Here is an 18,418-nt window from a genome sequence, read left to right on the forward strand (position 1 = left end):
TAACTAGCGAGAAATTACGAACTTAGCGGCATTCATAAAGCCACCCAGTTCGGGTATTCGTCTTAGAGCGAAGGCAAGTCTCACGGGCATTGCCATTAGGCCAAAGACCCTTTTGAAAACTCTTGCTCTTGCGATCCGGTCTTGCTTGGTCCCCCATCTAGCACCCGAGCTGTTGGCCGGATGCATCGCAATGGGGATAGGTGCAAACACGCACTCTGCACCCTTGGAGATCAAGTCAGCGATAAAAATATATTCATCACCCAGGTGGTTTTTAGCTCCGGCACCGAAGTCTTCATCGAAGAGCACACCGTAATTCTTTGCATCCTCTACGCGCACAATCATTTCGTAGGTGGCGGCTCTGGCACAGTTGAATTTATTCAGCTTGGTAAGTCTGGTCGGATAGTTCTTGCGCAAGTTTCCTGTCTCATCGACGGCGCTCGCGAGTAACAGTGAAACCTTCGGGTGGTGATCCAAATAGCGAAGTGCCTCCGTGAGCGCTTGTTCGTGAAACACCACGTCGTCATCACCGAAGAGCAGGTAGGTTCCGCTTGCGTGCCGGATAGCCGAGTTTCGACTTTTTGCAACTCCCGAGGAATCTAGATAAACCACACCGGGTTCGACTGGTTTGGTCAGAGCCTGCTGAACGTGAACTTGATATTCCCAGTCAGCATTTTTTGGAAACCTAATGTTCTGTACTCGATCGGCAAGAGTTGAGTAGCCAATGGTCAAAAGCGGCATTAGAAGCTATTTGCCTTTGCCCGGGCGAAACGCATCAAGCTCGAGGACACCGAAGAGAATGTGGTGTTTAGCAGCCTTAGTCCAAGAAAAAACACAATGGTGTTTGAAAGTGAAATGACACCTGAGATGCTCAGCCAAATCAAAACACCCATGAGTGCCACCACAAGAAAGCTGGCTAAAAGTGTTCCAAATTCCGCCGTTTGAATTCGGGAACCTAGGCGCTCTGCCGGGGCTACAGCCTCCTTGTTTCGCTTGGCTTCGACATAGCCGCGCTGAATAATTTGCTGCTTTCTAAAAAGCCTGCCAAATACTTCAAGGACAATGATCACAAGCAGCAGGTTGATACCGGCAAAGACTGGTGAGAGAGCGAAGAAAAAGCCCGAAATCACTATCAGTTGAGTGATGAAGCTGAATACATTTACTAGCTCCAGGGCCATCGCCCATTCCCAGCTTTCTTTTTGGCTGGAGCGCTCTCTGGTGTCGGCACCGAATGCCCTGTCGAAAAACTTCACGCGATAGGTCTTTTGAATATAGTTGGCGATCCTGGTGGTAATAAATAGGGCTGCGAAAATTGAAACCGATAGCCCGAGTTCAAGCAATGATCGATTTGCCCCATCGATTACCAAGTCTGTAAATAACTTTGCTACCAATAGTTCAGTGACCGGTATTGCTGCAGCGATAAAAACAAGTAGCAAGAGCTGCCAACGGAAACGCCTAGTGGGCAACAAAAGTCTGGCTGAGGAGAACAGCTCAATTGCCATGCGTTTCATTAGTTATCAAACCTAGCAATCGCACTCTTTATTGCGTCTAACACCTCGAGTTTTTTCTCTTTCGAGACACTGATGTCGCGAACCAAGTGGTCGGAGTCAAGCTTTGTTAGATCAAGGGCAATGATCTCGGGGTTCATCACTTCAACGCCTGCGCCAAGGGCGTAGTCCTGGTATTTGATTCCCGTGCCGTGAACGTTTTCCTGGAAGCCTTCGAAGGTGACAAGGCCGCATGGAATGCCATAGGACTGGCAGGCAATCATTACGTGCATCGCCGAGGTGACGACACTGTCGTAGCCAATTAGGTTTTGAAGAAAATTCTTGATCTGGTCCGGATGGGAAAGCAGCACCGAAACCTCGTCATAGTTTTCCGGTAGTCGAACCGGGATAGCTAGGTGCGAAAAGTGACGGATAAAAGCGACTCTGCCGTTTGTTTTGCCGCGCTTTAGTTGAATTACCTCGCTGATCGCAAGGCCCGGGTCACCGAAGCTTTCCACTTGCGGGCCGCCGGATCGACTAAGCACTGCGGCTGTCAGCGGTCCACGCACCGAGTGGTAGTCAGCTTTTTTTGAAAGCTCAATCTCTTCGCTTGAAATTCCAGTGCCGACAACAACTGAGTTTGGCTTTATAAATCGGCCAATTGAACCAATCGCCACCAGGTTTTTCTTGGTGGTCGGCTTAGTCGGGGCTTGAAGAATTATTTTGCTGCTGGTGTAGTGGGAGATCATGAGTGGAGATAGCCAGTCTCCGAAGTTTCCCGGGAATGGCTTTGACCACCAGGTAACGGGGATTATGTTTTCCGAGGGCCTGTCCGAGTAGTAAAGGAACGAGCTGGCCACATCAATGGTTGCTTGATCCTGATTGCTGGCTAGAAACTTCTTTTCAAAATCCCATTTTGCAGTTTCGAGGTCCTGTTGTTGACCGTTCATGCCAGCGTTTAGCATTTGGCCAAGGGCGGTGCGTCTAGCCGGGTCAATGTGAGTCGGTCTTCCTTGGGTCAAGAGTCCGGTGATACCCACTCCATCGGCCATTCTTCGGAGTGGGTTTTTGATGGCTCTGGGCAAGATACGCTCAAGTCTTTTTACTCGGCGCAATATTTGTCGACGAGTGCCAATTTTCTTGGCTGCACCGTGCTGAACAACTTTGTCTTTGAAGTCAGCAACATTGCCGCTTGAGCCAAATGAGAAAAACGGTGGGTGCTGACCGGGCTCAGTCATTGCCCGATCTCTCATGATTGCGGTGGTAGGAATCATTTGAAAGCTTATTAATCTTGAGTTTGCCCGCCATGCTTCCTCAAGGAAGTAATCATCGGTTGCTTTTATTTCTGCCCGCTGCTCAAGCGCGTAGGCATCGTCAATTAGTTTGCGCCCCTGCTTGGTGGCATTTACGCCCCAGAAGCTCGGCTCCCAAAATCTAGTGCGGTTGTTGTATCCAATTTGCATTGGCGAACCAAAGCTCCTTTGGAAGCCAATTAGGTCGGCACTGGAATTAGCTATGTAATCCGGTAGGTATGAGATTCGACAATCTACATCGATCCAGAAGACCATCTTGTCAGGGTTGCGATCGCAAACTTTTTTTATGAAGCCAATCTTTTTTCTAGTGACATCGGCCCAGTCATCGCCCTCATTCTTTTGAACCTCTAGAAGCTCATGCTCAAGCCCGAGTTCATCAAGTTGTTCAAGCAACTGCTTAGCGTGGTTGCCGTAGTACTCGTCGGGAGTGTAGAACGAGCAAATTACTATTCGGGGTTTAGTCACGGGCAAAATCTATCACCGAGCCTTGGTTTGATTGGAGAGCAACCCGACCCAAAACCCAATGCCCCAGCAAAAGTGCATGGTTGGTAAAACTGCCAGTAGCCAGAATTTGGAGCTGAGGTCTAATTTGCTAACACCAAAGCTGACAAGTGCTACTGCGAAAAGGTAGATCCAAAGAGGGACCTGCAGCACGCTCGCGAGAACCAATAGGGGAGGTATCCAGTAGCGGAAGGAGGACTCCATTGGGTTTTGTTTAGTCAAGGAGCCGCGCCAAACTCCGGTTGAGTAAAACTGCTTTCCCAAAGCCCTGATGCTTTCTCGCGGGTAGTAACCGACCTTGAGGTCTGGGTCAAACCAAACGGTATGCCCTGCCTGTCGAATTCTTAGGTTTAGTTCCCAGTCCTGACCGCGCACCCACTTGGGTTCGTATAAGCCAAGCTCGGTAATTATCGATTTGCGAAAACAACCTAAATACACGGTATCCGCAGGACCCGGCTTTCCACCAACGTGGAATGACCCACCACCAAGGCCAAACCGTGAGTTATAACCAAAGGCAACTGCCCTCTGAAAAGCCGTTCTACCCTTGGCAATCATCATGCCGCCAACATTTGCAGCGCCGGTAGTGTTCAGTATTTTGACGGCGCTCGCGGCATAGTTATCGGATAGCTCCGAGTGGGCATCGACTCGAATTACGGTTTCGTAATTGGATTTCTCAATTGCAAGGTTCAAGCCGGTCGAGGTAAGCCCTGTTGGGTTTTCGATCAAGATCAGATTCTTATATTTTTTCGCCAACGATTCGGCGAGCTGGTTGGTCTTATCGGTAGAGGGCCCAAGAGCCAGCACGAGCTGGTTTTTGCCGGGAGTCTTTTGACTAAGTACCGACTCAACGGCGATTGCTAGGTAATCCTGCTCGTTCAGAACCGGCATTACAAACGAGACGTCTTTGAGGTCAGTCATTGACTATATTTCTACCCGGCGCAATTATTCGCCACCCAGCTTTTTGCCAGGCCTCAACACTTAGAACATTTCGTCCGTCAATGATTGTTTTGACTCGAGGCAAGCTGCTTACTGCTTCAGGGTCTAGTTTTTTGTAGTCCGCCCACTCGGTTCCAAGGATGACCAAGTCGGCATCTTTTAGTGCGGCCAATAGGTCTGATTCCGAAATCAGCCCAGAGGATTTTTTCTCCAAGGCTTCCAATGAAACCGGATCATGGACGGTAACGATGCCGCCGAGGGCCTGCAGTCTCAGGGCGATCTCGAGAGCGGGCGAGTCCCGAAGGTCATCGCTGTCCGGCTTGAAGCTGATTCCAAGCATTGTGATTTTCTTGTTGCTTACTTGGCCAAGTTCTTCTGTAGCAAGAGACACGATGCGCTGGCGTCTACGCAGGTTTATTTGATCAACTTCTTTTAGAAACGCAAGCGATTCCCCAACGCCAAGCTCATCTGCCCTAGCGATGAATCCGCGAATGTCTTTTGGTAGGCATCCGCCGCCGAAGCCAATTCCAGTTCGAAGAAAGCTTTTGCCAATTCGGTTATCTAGGCCGATGGCTTCGGCAAGCCTCACGGCATCAGCTCCAGAGGCCTCGGCTATCTCTGCCATCGCGTTAATAAAGCTAATTTTGGTGGCTAGAAAGGCGTTTGCCGAAACCTTCACAAGCTCAGTTGTTTCCAGGTCTAGCTCTAGCACGGGAATGCCCTGGTCAATCATTTTTTGGTAGCAGCTTTTTAGGGCTTGGTTGTATTCAAGGTCATCGCTACCTATAACTATTCGGTCCGGCGACATTGAATCTGCGAGAGCTGTTCCCTCTCGAAGGAACTCCGGGTTCCAACAAAGCTTTGGAGTAAAGCCTGTGGCTTTTCGCATATTTGTAATCAGGTTTCTGGCTGTGCCAACCGGCACAGTGGACTTACCAACCACCAGACTCGAGGGCCTCAACACAGCTGCAAGCTGGCTGGCCGCTGCAAAAACGTAGGATGTGTCGGCTGACTGCTGACCAGAAATTTGAGGAGTTCCAACGCAAATGAAGTGGATATCACTTACTGCACTTAGATCATCGTGGTCTGTTTGAAAGCTTAAGTTTCCTGAAGAAATAGCCTGCCTAAGAGCATCTTCTAATCCGGGTTCAAAAAAAGGAAGTGTTCCAGCTGCCAGTGCTTGCACTCTGGAGTCATCAGGGTCGATTCCGATGACGTTGTGGCCAAGCTGCGCCATGGCAACCGCGTGGGTTGATCCAAGATAGCCAAGCCCGATTACTGAAATCTTCATTGTGACAAGGAGTTTACTGTTTGGTTGGCTCAATGAAGTTGACTATTGAGAGCTTGCCTGTTGCTCTACTGCGCTATTCCATAAAGCCGGTCTCCGGCATCGCCTAGGCCCGGCACTATGTAGCCGCGCTCGTCTAGCTTCTCATCGAGTGCTCCGAGAACCACCTCAACCTCGCGATCAGGCCACTTGGCCTTCAGGTGTGCTCTCACGTTTTCGACCCCCTCGGGTGCACCGAGGAGACAGACGCAGGTTGCAGAGACTGCGCCGCGCTCAAAGATGTAATCGATGGAGTCATTTAAGGTCCCCCCGGTGGCAAGCATCGGATCGATTATAAAAACTTGGCGGTTTTCTAAGTCATCCGGCAGGCGATTGGCATATGTATATGGCTCAAGAGTTTCCTCATTGCGCTTGATCCCGAGAAAGCCAACCTCAGCACTAGGGAGCAACTTGACCATTCCCTCGAGCATGCCGAGGCCCGCGCGAAGCACGGGCACTATAAGTGGCTTGGGGTTGGAAATTTTCACGCCGGTGGTTTTTTGCACCGGCGTCTCAATTTCAACCTCTTGAACTCGGATGTCTCTAGTGGCCTCGTAGGCAAGCAGAGTCACGAGCTCTTCGACCAGTTGCCTGAACTGGGGGCTCGGCGTGCGCTTGTCTCGCAGCACGGTGAGCTTGTGAGTAATCAATGGGTGATTCGCTACATGAAGTCGCATAGGCTTAAGACTATGGAGTTTGAAGCTTTGATGCACCTTGCACTTGAACAAGCCAAGCTTTCCGGCGACGAAGTGCCGGTTGGTGCTGTTCTAGTAGATGGAAATCACAAGGTTGTTGCGATTGCTCACAATCTTAGAGAGCAGCTCAAGGACCCAACCTCGCATGCCGAGATTGAGGTTATTCGAACTGCCGCAAAGAAATTGAACTCTTGGCGGCTAGATGATTGCACGCTCATCGTCACCCTCGAGCCGTGCGTGATGTGTGCCGGTGCAATCGTGGCGGCCAGAATTCCAAGAGTTGTTTTCGGGGCCTGGGATGAGCGCGTTGGGGCGGCGGGCTCTATCTACGATGTTCTTCGCGACAGCAGGCTTGGCAACCCGGTTGAGGTGATTCCTGAAGTGTTGGCATATGAGTGCTCCAAAGTCCTCAGGGAGTTTTTCGAAGCTAGGCGCTAGGCGAAAATTTATTTTTTTGTTTTGCTTTCCTGTTATTTTTCAGGCTTCGATCCAGGGCTCGAGTGTTGCTAAGCTTTCCCACGGTGACGTGTCCGAGCGGCCGAAGGTGCAACTCTCGAAAAGTTGTGTGGGTGAAAGTCCACCGTGGGTTCAAATCCCACCGTCACCGCCACAAGAGTTCTTTAGTTTCTGAAGCACGAGCGGAGCTTTGACTCACTCACATCGTGGAGGGCGGGCGACGAGCGCATCGCCGTCAATATGGAACGATCCTGCTGCGTGAGGAATCAAGACTGTTGAGCCCGCTGGGAGCTCCATTGACGATCCCGCCGCCGAGATCAGCTTTGCGGATCCTCCGATGACAATGACGATTGCGAAACCCGAGGGGAAATCTCGGCTCGAGGTAACACGATCTAAACGGAAAAACGGGTCGGCAGATTCCGGAAGTACCGAGCCTTCCGGGGAATTACGAAGAACGAATTCTTCGACCTCTGAGATCGAGCGCCCGTGGGATTCGACCGCCGTGAGCGCGAGGTCAAAGCCCAGCCCGAGGTGCCCGTCTCTTTCCCCGTCGAGGTCGAACCCGGTCCACTCAAGCAATATGGACAGGTCCTCCGGTTCCTGCACCTCGGCGAGAAGAATGCCCGCGCCGATCGCGTGGAGCATGCCGTGCGGTACGAAGATACTGTCGCCGGCACTCACCTGAATTTCGTGCATGAGCGACAGAAGTGTTGCCGAGTCTTGTGCGCCGACCAGGGCGCGAAGCTCACTGAGGGGCACATCGCGTATCAGGCCGAGGTGCACTGCGCCAGCTGAGAGGATGAACCAAGCCTCTGCCTTGCCGTGAGCGGTCGAGACGTGCTTCTCGGCAAAGTCACCGTCAGGGTGAGCATGCACTGGCAGGCGTTGACCAGCATCGAGCAGCTTGACGAGCAGCATAGTGTCGACACCGAAGTGCTGAACGTGAGCCGCACCCAACCACGAGAGCGGATCGCGTTCGATAGCGTCGGTCAGCAACTCACCGTCAGCCAGACGGGTCATTCCTGTGGGAGCGTTACCGCGCACGCTTGTTGTCGACCCTATCCAGTCTTCTGGAGTGTGGGGCGGGGATGGATGTTCGTTTCGAAAGCTCGAAATGCGAGCTCCGCCCTCATAGAACCGGGCGGCGGGTTGGTTGGAAGGAAGCAGTAGCGGCTCCATTATGTGTCCTCTCGTGATGCGAACAGGGTATTCAGGGAGTGATCAAGGGCGGTGACAACTGCTGGTGTTGGCCGAGAGCCGCTCATGATGGCGGCGGAACAGGCTGCTGCGAGTGCTGCGGCCTGTTCAACGGTGGACCCGCGACTTATCGCGAATAGTAGTCCTGCTGTGCTAGCGTCCCCGGCCCCGTTGGTTGTGACGGGGCTGTCCACCCGGAGAGGCGGCACGGTGAGCGAGCGGTCGCCCCATGACTCGGCGAGTGGTGCGAGCATCGCTCCTCCTACCCTTAGACGGTCTGCGGAGGCGGTGCGCACATGGAGTCCGTGGCGTCCCGCTGAGATCGCGGCGACCGCGACACCGCATGTGAGCATCCAGTCAGCGAGGCGACTGACGAGTGCGGCTGAATATGGCTCATTAATTTGCAGAGCCGAGGTCAAATCGTCGAGGCTGGGGCTTGCGATGTCGCATTCGGCGAAAACAGACCCGAGGATGCTCGCCCAGTCGAGGGCTCCGACGTCCGAGTTGGGATCGACCACTGCCAGGTCAAGTGAGGAAGTCGCGCCTGCGGCTCTAGCTCGAGCGAGGAGCTTGAGCAATGGTCGTCCGCCGTCAGTAAGGACACCGGGCAGTAGTGGCGGATAGCCAACGTGCACAAGCCCCTGGCCGTCGACGTCGACCTGCGTCCCGTCGAACTCATTGTTGGCGCCAGTATGGTGCCAAAGCGTTCGGTCGGTTCCCGGTGCCTCGATTACGAGACTGTATGAGGTTGTCAAGACGGAGGACGTCGAAAGATGCGGATGCGAGAACCCTTCGGTGCTCAGTTGGGCACGAAGTAGGGTTCCCAGTTCGTCATTGCCAATCGATGCAAACGGCGTGACTTCTGCCCCGAGGCCAGCAAGTGCGCCCCCTGTGTTAGCAACTGATCCGCCGGGGGAGATGGCGATGGGCCCGACCTCCAGTAAACGGCCAGGATCGAAAGCCGCGGTGCTCCAGAGGCGCGGGACTATATCTAGGCAGAGATGCCCTGCGACGGCGATTTGGTGCACTGGAGGCTCCCTTCTGTTTAGCTAAATAAAGTTATTTCCACGAAGCTAGTCTGCGACGTGAACTTCTGACCGAGTGACGTGTGACTCCAGTGCAGCGTCGTAGATCCGGTGCGTTTGCATCGCTTCTTCGGGTGTCACGCAACCGAACTTGTCGCCCAAGAGACCAGCTCGTTCCGCCAGGAATGCGGCCCACATTTGTAGAATCGAATCGGAGAATCCACTTTCGAAGATGCCACCAGTGACCGTTGGCCACACCGACTGGCTTCCTGAATCGGAATGCTGCCAAACCTGCTCGCGGCCAATCCCTGGTAGGTCGACGACAGCAAAAGTCGAAACTTGCTTTGGGTTCTTGGTGGAGTAGAAGACCCCTCCTTCCAGACCGATAGCGCGAATCTCCCACGTATTCTTATCGCCCGGAGAAATCCGCTTGGTCTCGACCGTTAGCGGGAACTGCTGGCCGTCTGGAAGATGGACGTCTGTCGTCAGCACGGCATTGTCAAATGTGTCGCACTCCACATGAACGCCATCCGGCCCGGGTCGAGTCGGCACTAGATTCTGCAGTGTGCTGAAGACCGATTTTGGATTCCAGCCCATCCTGAGAGGCACGTGAAGCGCGTGCAATCCAAGGTCGTTCATTACGCCAGCTTTGCCACAAAATGCGGTTTGCCGCTTCCAATTGATGCCCTTGTCAAGGTCAAGGTCGCTGGAGTGGAGGAATGAGCTGCGCACCTCAATCAAGCGCCCCAACGCCCCGGATCGAATTGTGTTGATTACCTGCTGGGCCCCGGGGAAGAAGGGCATTTCACTAGAGCAGCGTACGAAAGATTCAGGATTTTCACGTATTGCTTCCAGAATATTCTCCGCGGCAGAACGATCGATTCCGAAAGGCTTTTCCGCAAGAAGGCCCTTGCCTGCCCTAATGGCAGCTATGTACATTTCTTCGTGTAGGTCATGACGCACTGCTATGTACACGACGTCAATAGAAGGATCTGAGAGCAGGTCGGCGTAGTCTGTTGTCTTCGTCGTTACGGTTGGTATTTGATCAAACCAGTCCAGGGCGTCTGGATTTATGTCGCACACGGCTGTTACTTGCGCGCGCACGGGGTGGTCGATGAGAGCTGGCCAGCGCTGGATCGCGACGGCGATTTCTCGTCCCATCAGCCCCGCACCGACAATCCCAATGTTTACAGTAGGTGCGGTCATGTCATTCCCCCGCAATCAGCAGGAGGGCATCGTCAACGGAGGAGCCATCGTGCAAAATTGCCATCATGGCCTTTGTGATACCAACGGGATCCCTGTGTTGCACAATGTTTCGCCCATAGACGAGTCCCTTGGCGCCTTGGTCGAGGACTCCAACGGTTCTTTCGAGAAGAGCCCGATCCGAAATACTGCCTCCTCCGCCGCGAACAAGCACTGGGAGATCGCCAGCGGCCTCGATGACAAGGTGATAGTCCTCAACGTTTGAAGTGGGATCAGCCTTTATGAGGTCCGCGCCCAGTTCCCTCGCTTGACGCACCAAGGACACAATCTTTCTTGTGTCGCCGTCGACCATGTAGGCCCCGTTGACCGAGTTTTCTTGCATGACGAGCGGTTCAACCATGAGGGGCATGTTGTAGCGAACACATTCCTTGCGAAGCGCCATGATGCTCTGAATGTTTGCCTCCCGAATCTCGGGGCGCCCTGGCAGCTGAATCAGATTCGCCACGACACAAACGGCGTCCAGACGGACCGCCTCTTCGACTGCGTCGGGGAAGTGATGACTGTAAAGGTGGTCGTCGAGGGGAACACCGTAGACATTCGCGATGTCGGTTCTGAGGACAAGAGCGGGCTTTTGTTTACCCGGTACGGACTGCAAGACACGGGCTTGACCAACGGTCAGCTGAATCGCATCGGGGCCGGCGGCTATTAGCGCGCTTACAGCGTTATCGATGCTCTCGATCCCTTTGAGAAACGTCGGCTCGCCAAAGAAGCCATGGTCTATGGCGACATCAAGGGCGCGTCCTGATTTGGGGTTGAAGAGGCGATTGAGGCGGTATGAGGTCACGGGGTTCTCCCTTTTTCAACGCGAAACGGCGAAGTTAGTGCGGGTCGAAACCGTGCGTGCACTTCAACATCGTTCAGCTATTTACTGACATTTTGATTGCAACATTTAACATACTATGTCCAACGAAACAACGTTGTCTAGTTTTGGTATCGGAGGAGTTCGTGCCATGCAGGACGCAGTAGACGAGACGAAAAACTGTCTCAAAGGACTTGCGCCGCAGACGAGACACTCCATTCTTCTTCGATGATCAGACAACCGAGCCGTCAACCGGTGCGTGGATGAGTTCAGGATTGCCGGGCCTTCTTCAAACCCGAAGGTCAGGGCGTGTCGCCACACAACAAAACCAAGCCCCGGGCGGTAGAGCTAAGGGTGGTCCGATTCCCCGGAAACTGGAGCTCCCCGCGGAGCTTAATGCCCGTGTCAAAAAAGACGGTGAGGGGCAACTTGTTTCAGATCTATGGGCTTAGCGCCTCCACGAGTCGCTCGCTCGCTCGGTTCAGGTGCCCCTCGAGGCATGCGACCGCCGAGTCAGCATCTCCAGCTTCGAGGTGCTCAAGTATCTCTTGGTGTTCGGCCGCGATTTGTTCGACGCTCAACAGTTTTCTGCCCTGCACTTGCGCCATACATACTCGCACTTCGTCAACGAGCGAGCGATACATCCGCTCCAATCGTGGACTGCCGATTGCTTCGACGAGTGATGCGTGAAATTGCATATCGGGTTCAACCGAGGCGATGGGTCCACTGACCGCAATCGAAGCTCCGGCCTGGCGAACGCGCTCGTTTGCTGCGGCAGCGGAGGTGGGCACGCAACGTTCGGCCGCGAGTTCACGAAGTGCTGAGCCTTCGAGTCGCAGTCGCGTCCGATAGATATCGCGCACATCTTCGATACTCAACACGGGTACGCGAGCACTCTTGTAAGCGCCGCGCTCTAAGAGACCTTCGGCAGTGAGCTTTTCGATCGCAGCTTTAGAGGTCGACCGAGAAACTTTGTAATCCTCGACGAGAAGTGCCTCGGTCACCAGAGAGCCGCTCGGTAGATCTCCGGCAAATAGGCGTCTTCGCAGATCATCTGCAAGGGCATCCACGACGGATACGGTCGCAAGTGTTCGAATCATTCGCTTTCCTCCACCACGAAGTTTACCTTTTGGCACGAGTGCCAGTATTGTAAACTTGTAGGACAATCTTTGATTCAACGCGAAAGAGGAGTCAATGCTGCTGTCAGTTCACGACCAGTTCGCCGGCGCCCTAGCCGACCCCGGACGCCTTAGCGCTCGAGTGATTGATCTTCACGCGAACGCCCATGACGCCTCGCACTTTCTACTCATCCCCGAGACTCTCGTGATCGCTCAGGACGCTGCCGAAGTGGGGAGGCTGCTACAGGTCGGGGCTCGCACCGGAATGCCCGTCACCCTGCGTTCGGGCGGTACCAGCCTTAGTGGTCAAGGCCTCACCGATGGCGTTCTTGTCGACGTGCGCCGTAATTTCCGAGGCATAACTATCGAAGCTGACGGGATGCGCGTTCGCGTGCAACCTGGGGCGACAGTTCGCCAAGTCAACGGAGCCCTCGCCCGCTACGGTCGCAAACTTGGCCCCGATCCTGCTAGCGAATCCGCCTGCACCATCGGTGGAGTTGTTGCCAACAACTCCTCGGGGATGGCCTGTGGCATCACTGGCAATACCTACAAGACCCTCGAGTCTCTGACTCTCGTGCTCACCAGCGGCACCGTCGTCGACACGGCGGCCCCAGATGCCGACCAGAGGCTTCACCACGACGAACCCGAGCTCTTTGAAGGGTTATTGCGATTGCGCGACCGCGTGCGCAACAACCCCATCTCGGTGGGCATCATTGAGCACCAGTTCTCAATGAAGAACACCATGGGCTACGGACTCAATTCGTTCCTCGACCACGACGAACCCGCACAGCTCCTCGCGCACCTAGTGATTGGATCAGAGGGGACCCTGGGGTTTGTGGCTGAGGCCGTATTCCGCACCCTCCCGCTGCTGGGCCATGCCGCAACCGGGCTGGTGATCTTCGACAGCCTGCTCGCCGCGAACGAAGCACTCCCCGAAATTGTTGCCACAGGTGCTACCACGATTGAACTCATGGATGCCCAATCACTGCGCGTCGGCAAAATGGAGGCTGACGCTCATCCGCTCATCCGCGATCTCGCCATCCACCAGCATGCCGCCCTACTCGTGGAATACCAAGCGGCAACGGCCGAGGAGTTGAGTGAGCAGCAGACGCGCGGAAGCCGTGCGCTGGAAGCCCTCAAGGTGAGCGAACCGGTGGTGCTCTCCCGCGAAGCCGCAACCCGCGCCTCGCTCTGGCACATGCGCAAAGGCCTCTATGCAAGCGTTGCCGGAGCACGTCCTTCCGGTACTACTGCGCTGCTCGAGGACATTTCCGTTCCCGTCGAGTCACTGGCCCGCACAAGCTCCCGACTTATTGAGCTCTTCGACCAGTACGGGTACGAGAACAGTGTGATTTTTGGGCACGCAAAGGATGGCAACATCCACTTCATGCTCACCGATCTGTTCGAGGGAGCCGGTCTGAAACGGTATGCAGCGTTCACGGAAGACTTGGTGGATCTCGTGTTGGGCGAGGGCGGTTCTCTCAAGGCCGAGCACGGTACCGGGCGCGTCATGGCCCCCTACGTGCAACGCCAGTATGGCGACGAACTGTACGGCGTGATGCGTGAGGTGAAAGTGCTGTTTGACCCGAGCGGGATGCTCAACCCCGGCGTCATAATCACCGACGACCCCGCCTTGCACCTCAAGAACATCAAGTCCACTCCGACGATTGAAGCCGAGGTCGACCGTTGTGTCGAGTGCGGTTACTGCGAACCGGTGTGCCCGAGCCGTGACCTGACGCTGACCCCGCGACAACGCATTGTGGTGAAGCGTGCCATCGCGACCGCGCACGCCGACGGTGACAACACTCTCGCGGCTGAACTCGAGAGAGACTACGAGTACGAGGGCGTGCAAACCTGTGCGGTGGATGGCATGTGCCAGACCGCGTGCCCCGTGCTTATCAACACGGGCGACCTCGTGCGTAGACTCCGCACGACTGAGAACTCGGCAGTCGAGAAGAAGGTATGGAACAAAGCCGCAACCCACTGGGGAGCGACGACTGCGATCGCTGGGGCGGCGCTTTCGATCACTAAGAAGCTTCCATCGGCCGTCGTGACCGGACCCAACAAGTTGGCGCGCGCCGTTCTCGGCGATGATGTGCTGCCGCTGTGGTCTTCCGAGCTGCCCGCCGGGGGTGCCCGACGCGCACGACCCGCACCTGAATCATCCGCAGATGTCGAAGCTGTTTACGTGCCCGCGTGCGTGAATGCGATGTTCGGTCCCGCCACCCGCCCGGACGGCACCCGCGGGCCTGGCGTGCAGGCCAGCTTCGAGGAACTATGTGCGCGCGCCGGCGTCACCGTGTTGGTTCCCGAAAACATTGATTCGCTGTGCTGCGGCACTCCATGGTCGTCGAAGGGTTTGCCGGATGGCGCCGCCATCATGCAGGAGCGCGTGCTCACTAGCTTGAGGGCGGCTAGTCGAGACGGGGAACTCCCAATCATCTGTGACGCATCGTCGTGCACCGAAGGCCTGCTTCACACGATCGAGAATGATCCAGAACCTTCAGCACGCGGAGCACGGCCGCTGCGCGTGATTGATGTGGTTGAATTCGTGGCTAACCGTATAGTTCCATTACTTCCGACAGTTCCAGCTGAGTCGCTTGGATCGGCCGCAGGCACAGCGGCACCTGCCTACGAACGAATCGATTCACTTGCGCTGCATCCGACGTGTTCTTCAACCAGTCTGGGGCTCAACGACCAGCTCACCATTGTTGCGAACGCTGTGGCCAAAGAGGTGATGGTTCCTGAAAGCTGGGGATGCTGTGCATTCGCTGGTGACCGAGGGATGCTGCATCCGGAACTGACTGAATCGGCGACAGCAGTGCAGGCCGCAGAGGTTCGCGCCGCCGGAGCATCGACCCACGCGAGCTGCAACCGCACGTGCGAACTCGGGATGACGCGGGCCACCGGAAGCGACTACCGTCACGTCGTGGAGTTGCTTGCCGAGGTTACTCGCCCTTAGCGGTCCCCGTGACGCACGCTTGCTGACTTTGCTGCTTGATGCGCCTACATCGAGACAACTCTTTGCCGGCAGAACCCGATGAGGTCGAGGTTTTCAAGTCAAACGTTGGTTTAGGGGAGCTCTGAGCCGCGTAATTCGAGGGTGGTAGGAACGATGTGGGTGGTCGCTTCGGTTGACGAACCCGAGAGTCGGTTCAACACGATCTCCGCGGCGAGTCTTCCCATCTGGGAAATATCCTGGCTTACCACCGACACGGCTGGCGTGGTGAAGTAGGCAGCCTCGAAATCGTCGAAACCAATCAAGGGCAATCGGCCGTGTTCCCGAAAAGCGAGCAAGGCGCCGACGGATGCGCGGTTGTTGGCGGCAAACACTGCGTCGATCCTCGAGGAGAGCATTAGCCCATCAACGGCTGAGGCTGCCTGCTCTCTCGAGTGGGCATTCGTGGCCACGATGTCATCGTCGACCTCGAGACCGGCATCGTGAAGCGCTAAAAGGTACCCTGCATAACGCTCGCGCATCGTGTAAATCGATAATGCATCACCGATGAAAGCTACCCGGCGGGCCCCATTGCGGATCAGCTCGGCAACGGCGCTGCGTGCTCCGCCCGAGTTGTCAGAGAGTATGACGTCGGCGCCCACGAAGTCGAGGGGGCGGTCGAGGAAGACCAGAGGAGGGGTGGGTGACGGCATGCTTGACCAGTCGCGGCCAGGATCACGAGGTGGAACGACGATGAGTGCATCTGTGCGTTGCTCCATAAGCCGGTCTACAAGACGGTCATGTTGCGCGCCGCTTTCGTCCGAACTCGCGCTGATCACCAGGTAGCCGCGATCTCGGGCGTAGCCTTCGATAGCCTGCGTGAGCCCAGAATAATAGGGGTTGGCGAGATCACCGATGATGAGTCCGAGAGTCTTGCTCGTCCCTCCCGGACGGATGCTCGCTGCTGCAAGGTTGCGGCGGTATCCGAGTGCTTTAATCGCCTCTGCAATTCGGGCCGCCATAGCGGCATTGATGTTCGTCTCGCCGTTGACGAATCGTGAAACCGTCTTGAGAGAGACACCAGCGTCACGGGCCACATCGTTCATTGTTGGGGCGTCAGTCATTATTGTCTCCTTCTGACTAAGTATTCCGCAAAGTTCTCGTCGCAACCAGAATGACGTGAACGGGAAGTCGCTCAGGTCGCGTAATCGCCCAGAGCGCCACGGACTGAAGATGTCGGAAGAAGTTAGCCATAAGGAACCGGCCGCGGATGATTACGGGGGATCGAGCGTGAGCCGGCTGAAGTGGCCTGTGCGAACTGAAAAATAGACAGTTTCTAGGTGGCCCGCCGAAGCCAAAAATGACCAATTCCTGCGACTCGGTCATTATCTTATTAGCAGTTTTTTTTGCTGTCCTTGCCTCTCTTATCCCCGTTGGCTTACGGCTGCACGAGAAAAAAATATGTTTATCCCGTGCATCGTGATTTTGGAAATGCTGGACCTGTTGGTCTTTGATGAGGCTGCACCTGGCGCTGATGCAAAAGACGAAAGACGAAGGAAGTCGACACCGTTATGTTTTTTTGAGTAATAATTAGCGACAACCCCAAGCGCCTGCGGCAATTGCTGCTAATGCCTATCTAGGCTCTTGTTGAAATGATAAGACTTGAAGAAATCACCAAGACATACCGCGGTGCCGGTGAGCCAGCTCTTCGCGAGGTATCGCTAGACATACAGCGTGGCGAGTTCGTGTTTCTGGTCGGGGCTTCCGGGTCCGGCAAGTCATCGCTATTGCGCATGATGCTTCGCGAGGAAAAGCCTGACAGCGGAAACGTCTTGGTTCTGGGGGAGAACTTGTTTCGGATTCCTGCGAGACGAGTGCCACAATTTAGGCGACAGCTCGGGGTTGTCTTCCAGGATTTCCGGTTGCTTACAAACAAAACCGTTTATCAAAATATCGCCTTTGCACTGCAAGTAATCGGAAAGCCAAAGGCGTTTATCGAAACTGCGGTTCCGGATGTTCTGCGGCTAGTCGGCCTTGATCATAAATCCAACTCATTGCCCTCGGCGCTGTCTGGAGGCGAGCAGCAGCGAGTGGCAATTGCCAGAGCGGTTGTGAATCGTCCCGAGGTGTTGCTGGCCGATGAGCCAACTGGAAACCTAGATCCGGTATCAAGCACTGAGATCATGAACTTGCTCGAACGAATTAATCTTTCCGGCACCACGATCGTGATGGCGACTCACGACAGGAACATTGTGGACCGGATGCAAAAGAGGGTTGTGGAGATAAGTGCCGGTGAAATAATCCGAGACGCTCAGACCGCAAGCTATAAGGAAATTCCTTCCGAGCCCATGCCGATAATCCCAGAGCCCAAGGACTTTGAGGAAAGACCATGAAGGTGGGGCTAATTCTCTCGGAGATGTGGTCGGGGATTCGCGGCAATTTCTCGATGATTGTGTCGATCATTTTGGTCACTTTTGTTTCTCTGAGCTTTGTCTCGGTTGCGGCCCTGTTGCAGCTGCAGGTTGGCAACATGAAAGATTATTGGTATGACCGAGCTCAGATTGCGATTTATCTATGCTCGGACTTTTCGCCAGAAGAGCAGTGCCCGGCTGGCGTAGCAACTGCGGGCCAGGTGGCTGCAGTCGAGGCATCTCTAAACAGCCAGGCGCTGACACCACATATCGAAGCGTTCTACTTCGAATCTCAGCAGGATGCATTTGACAGGTTCTTGGCCGAGTCAGAAGACTTATCCGCAGCTCAGTATCTTCTGCCGGAACAGCTGAATGAAGCTTTTTGGGTGAACCTAATAAACCCCGATAAGACTGAGTTGATTGTAGAAGCATTTAGCAATCAGCCAGGGGTTGCCGAGGTTCGAGATCAGCGCGGCTACTTAGACCAAATTATTACTTTTCTAAACATCTCCTCATTGGCCGTGGGTGGCGTAGCGGCCATAATGCTTTTCAGCGCTGCCCTTTTGACCACAACCACAATTCGGCTAAGTGCTTTTTCCAGAAGGCGAGAAATTGCAATTATGCGTCTGGTTGGTGCTTCCAGCTGGTCAATTCAGCTGCCATTTATTCTTGAGGGCTTGCTGGCGGCGTTAGTGGGTGGCGGGTTGGCTATTGCGACGGTGGCCTTCGGGACTCAATATTTCGTAACGGATCTTCTTTCGACTCAGCTGGCGTTCACGAGCTTTGTTGGCATCGACGATGTCTTTGCCATTGCGCCTTTCGTGCTGGGAGTCGGCGCGCTGATTGCAACCTTGGCTGCTGCGTTGTCGACTTATAGACACGTCAGAGTCTAAAAAGGCGGTCTTTTTTGGTTTTTAGCTAAATCTCAAAAACATCACACATTTATAACTATGCT

16 protein-coding genes and 1 tRNA gene are annotated in these 18,418 nt (G+C 54.7%); 5 read left to right on the plus strand and 12 right to left on the minus strand.

Annotated elements, in window-relative coordinates; translation table 11 throughout:
• Window positions 1-3 precede the first annotated feature (3 nt).
• From IMCC13023_RS02060 to upp, 6 genes are all read right to left on the minus strand, one after another.
• Entirely contained in the window at window positions 4-738 is a 735-nt protein-coding gene (locus IMCC13023_RS02060; protein WP_007540721.1) for a glycosyltransferase family 2 protein, read from the minus strand.
• A complete protein-coding gene (locus IMCC13023_RS02065; RefSeq protein WP_007540724.1) occupies window positions 738-1,508 on the minus strand; it encodes an ABC transporter ATP-binding protein in 771 nt (256 codons plus the stop codon). The genes IMCC13023_RS02060 and IMCC13023_RS02065 overlap by 1 nt, the downstream gene beginning before the upstream one ends.
• A complete protein-coding gene (locus tag IMCC13023_RS02070) occupies window positions 1,508-3,262 on the minus strand; it encodes a polysaccharide pyruvyl transferase family protein (protein WP_007540726.1) in 1,755 nt (584 codons plus the stop codon). The genes IMCC13023_RS02065 and IMCC13023_RS02070 overlap by 1 nt, the downstream gene beginning before the upstream one ends.
• Window positions 3,263-3,274: 12 nt before the next feature.
• Window positions 3,275-4,216 carry a glycosyltransferase family 2 protein gene (locus IMCC13023_RS02075; protein WP_007540728.1) on the minus strand — a complete coding sequence of 314 codons (942 nt, stop codon included), beginning with the start codon at window positions 4,214-4,216 and terminating at the stop codon, window positions 3,275-3,277.
• Window positions 4,209-5,525, minus strand: a complete 1,317-nt coding sequence (locus tag IMCC13023_RS02080; protein ID WP_007540730.1) for a UDP-glucose dehydrogenase family protein — start codon at window positions 5,523-5,525, stop codon at window positions 4,209-4,211. Before IMCC13023_RS02080 ends, IMCC13023_RS02075 begins: the two co-directional genes overlap by 8 nt.
• Before the next feature lie 65 nt (window positions 5,526-5,590).
• Complete coding sequence (gene upp, locus IMCC13023_RS02085) at window positions 5,591-6,238, minus strand: uracil phosphoribosyltransferase (protein WP_007540732.1); 648 nt, start codon at window positions 6,236-6,238, stop codon at window positions 5,591-5,593.
• Between the two features lie 12 nt (window positions 6,239-6,250).
• Here upp and IMCC13023_RS02090 point away from each other — a divergent pair, with 12 nt between their 5' ends.
• Together IMCC13023_RS02090 and IMCC13023_RS02095 are read left to right on the plus strand one after the other, a co-directional pair.
• Window positions 6,251-6,694 (plus strand): nucleoside deaminase, encoded by a 444-nt coding sequence (locus IMCC13023_RS02090; RefSeq protein ID WP_007540734.1) that lies wholly within the window; start codon window positions 6,251-6,253, stop codon window positions 6,692-6,694.
• A gap of 82 nt (window positions 6,695-6,776) precedes the next feature.
• Window positions 6,777-6,866 (plus strand) — tRNA-Ser (locus IMCC13023_RS02095).
• Between the two features lie 41 nt (window positions 6,867-6,907).
• On the opposite strand, the gene IMCC13023_RS02100 is transcribed toward IMCC13023_RS02095, so the two are convergent.
• The 5 genes from IMCC13023_RS02100 to IMCC13023_RS02120 all read right to left on the minus strand — a co-directional run bounded on the left by IMCC13023_RS02100 (window position 6,908) and on the right by IMCC13023_RS02120 (window position 12,096).
• The gene (locus IMCC13023_RS02100) at window positions 6,908-7,732 is read right to left on the minus strand and encodes a class I mannose-6-phosphate isomerase (protein WP_249859689.1); all 825 of its coding nucleotides are present in this window, start codon (window positions 7,730-7,732) and stop codon (window positions 6,908-6,910) included.
• Between the two features lie 158 nt (window positions 7,733-7,890).
• Window positions 7,891-8,937, minus strand: a complete 1,047-nt coding sequence (locus IMCC13023_RS02105) for a carbohydrate kinase family protein (RefSeq protein ID WP_007540739.1) — start codon at window positions 8,935-8,937, stop codon at window positions 7,891-7,893.
• Between the two features lie 45 nt (window positions 8,938-8,982).
• Window positions 8,983-10,140: a Gfo/Idh/MocA family protein gene (locus tag IMCC13023_RS02110; protein ID WP_007540741.1), complete on the minus strand. Its 1,158-nt coding sequence runs from the start codon at window positions 10,138-10,140 to the stop codon at window positions 8,983-8,985.
• Window position 10,141: 1 nt separating this feature from the next.
• Window positions 10,142-10,981, minus strand: coding sequence for a class I fructose-bisphosphate aldolase (locus tag IMCC13023_RS02115; protein ID WP_007540742.1), 840 nt, complete (start codon window positions 10,979-10,981; stop codon window positions 10,142-10,144).
• Window positions 10,982-11,436: 455 nt separating this feature from the next.
• Entirely contained in the window at window positions 11,437-12,096 is a 660-nt protein-coding gene (locus IMCC13023_RS02120) for a GntR family transcriptional regulator (protein WP_040324822.1), read from the minus strand.
• Window positions 12,097-12,190: 94 nt separating this feature from the next.
• On the opposite strand from IMCC13023_RS02120, the gene IMCC13023_RS02125 reads away from it, so the two are divergent.
• Complete coding sequence (locus tag IMCC13023_RS02125; RefSeq protein WP_007540746.1) at window positions 12,191-15,076, plus strand: FAD-binding and (Fe-S)-binding domain-containing protein; 2,886 nt, start codon at window positions 12,191-12,193, stop codon at window positions 15,074-15,076.
• Window positions 15,077-15,186: 110 nt separating this feature from the next.
• Here IMCC13023_RS02125 and IMCC13023_RS02130 read toward each other — a convergent pair whose 3' ends face one another.
• A complete protein-coding gene (locus IMCC13023_RS02130) occupies window positions 15,187-16,176 on the minus strand; it encodes a LacI family DNA-binding transcriptional regulator (RefSeq protein WP_007540748.1) in 990 nt (329 codons plus the stop codon).
• A gap of 528 nt (window positions 16,177-16,704) precedes the next feature.
• On the opposite strand from IMCC13023_RS02130, the gene ftsE reads away from it, so the two are divergent.
• Window positions 16,705-17,445: a cell division ATP-binding protein FtsE gene (gene ftsE / locus IMCC13023_RS02135; protein WP_007540751.1), complete on the plus strand. Its 741-nt coding sequence runs from the start codon at window positions 16,705-16,707 to the stop codon at window positions 17,443-17,445.
• A complete protein-coding gene (gene ftsX, locus IMCC13023_RS02140; RefSeq protein WP_007540753.1) occupies window positions 17,442-18,356 on the plus strand; it encodes a permease-like cell division protein FtsX in 915 nt (304 codons plus the stop codon). The genes ftsE and ftsX overlap by 4 nt, the downstream gene beginning before the upstream one ends.
• The last annotated feature ends 62 nt before the right edge of the window (window positions 18,357-18,418 follow it).

The organism is Candidatus Aquiluna sp. IMCC13023, assembly GCF_000257665.1.
GTDB lineage: Bacteria > Actinomycetota > Actinomycetes > Actinomycetales > Microbacteriaceae > Aquiluna.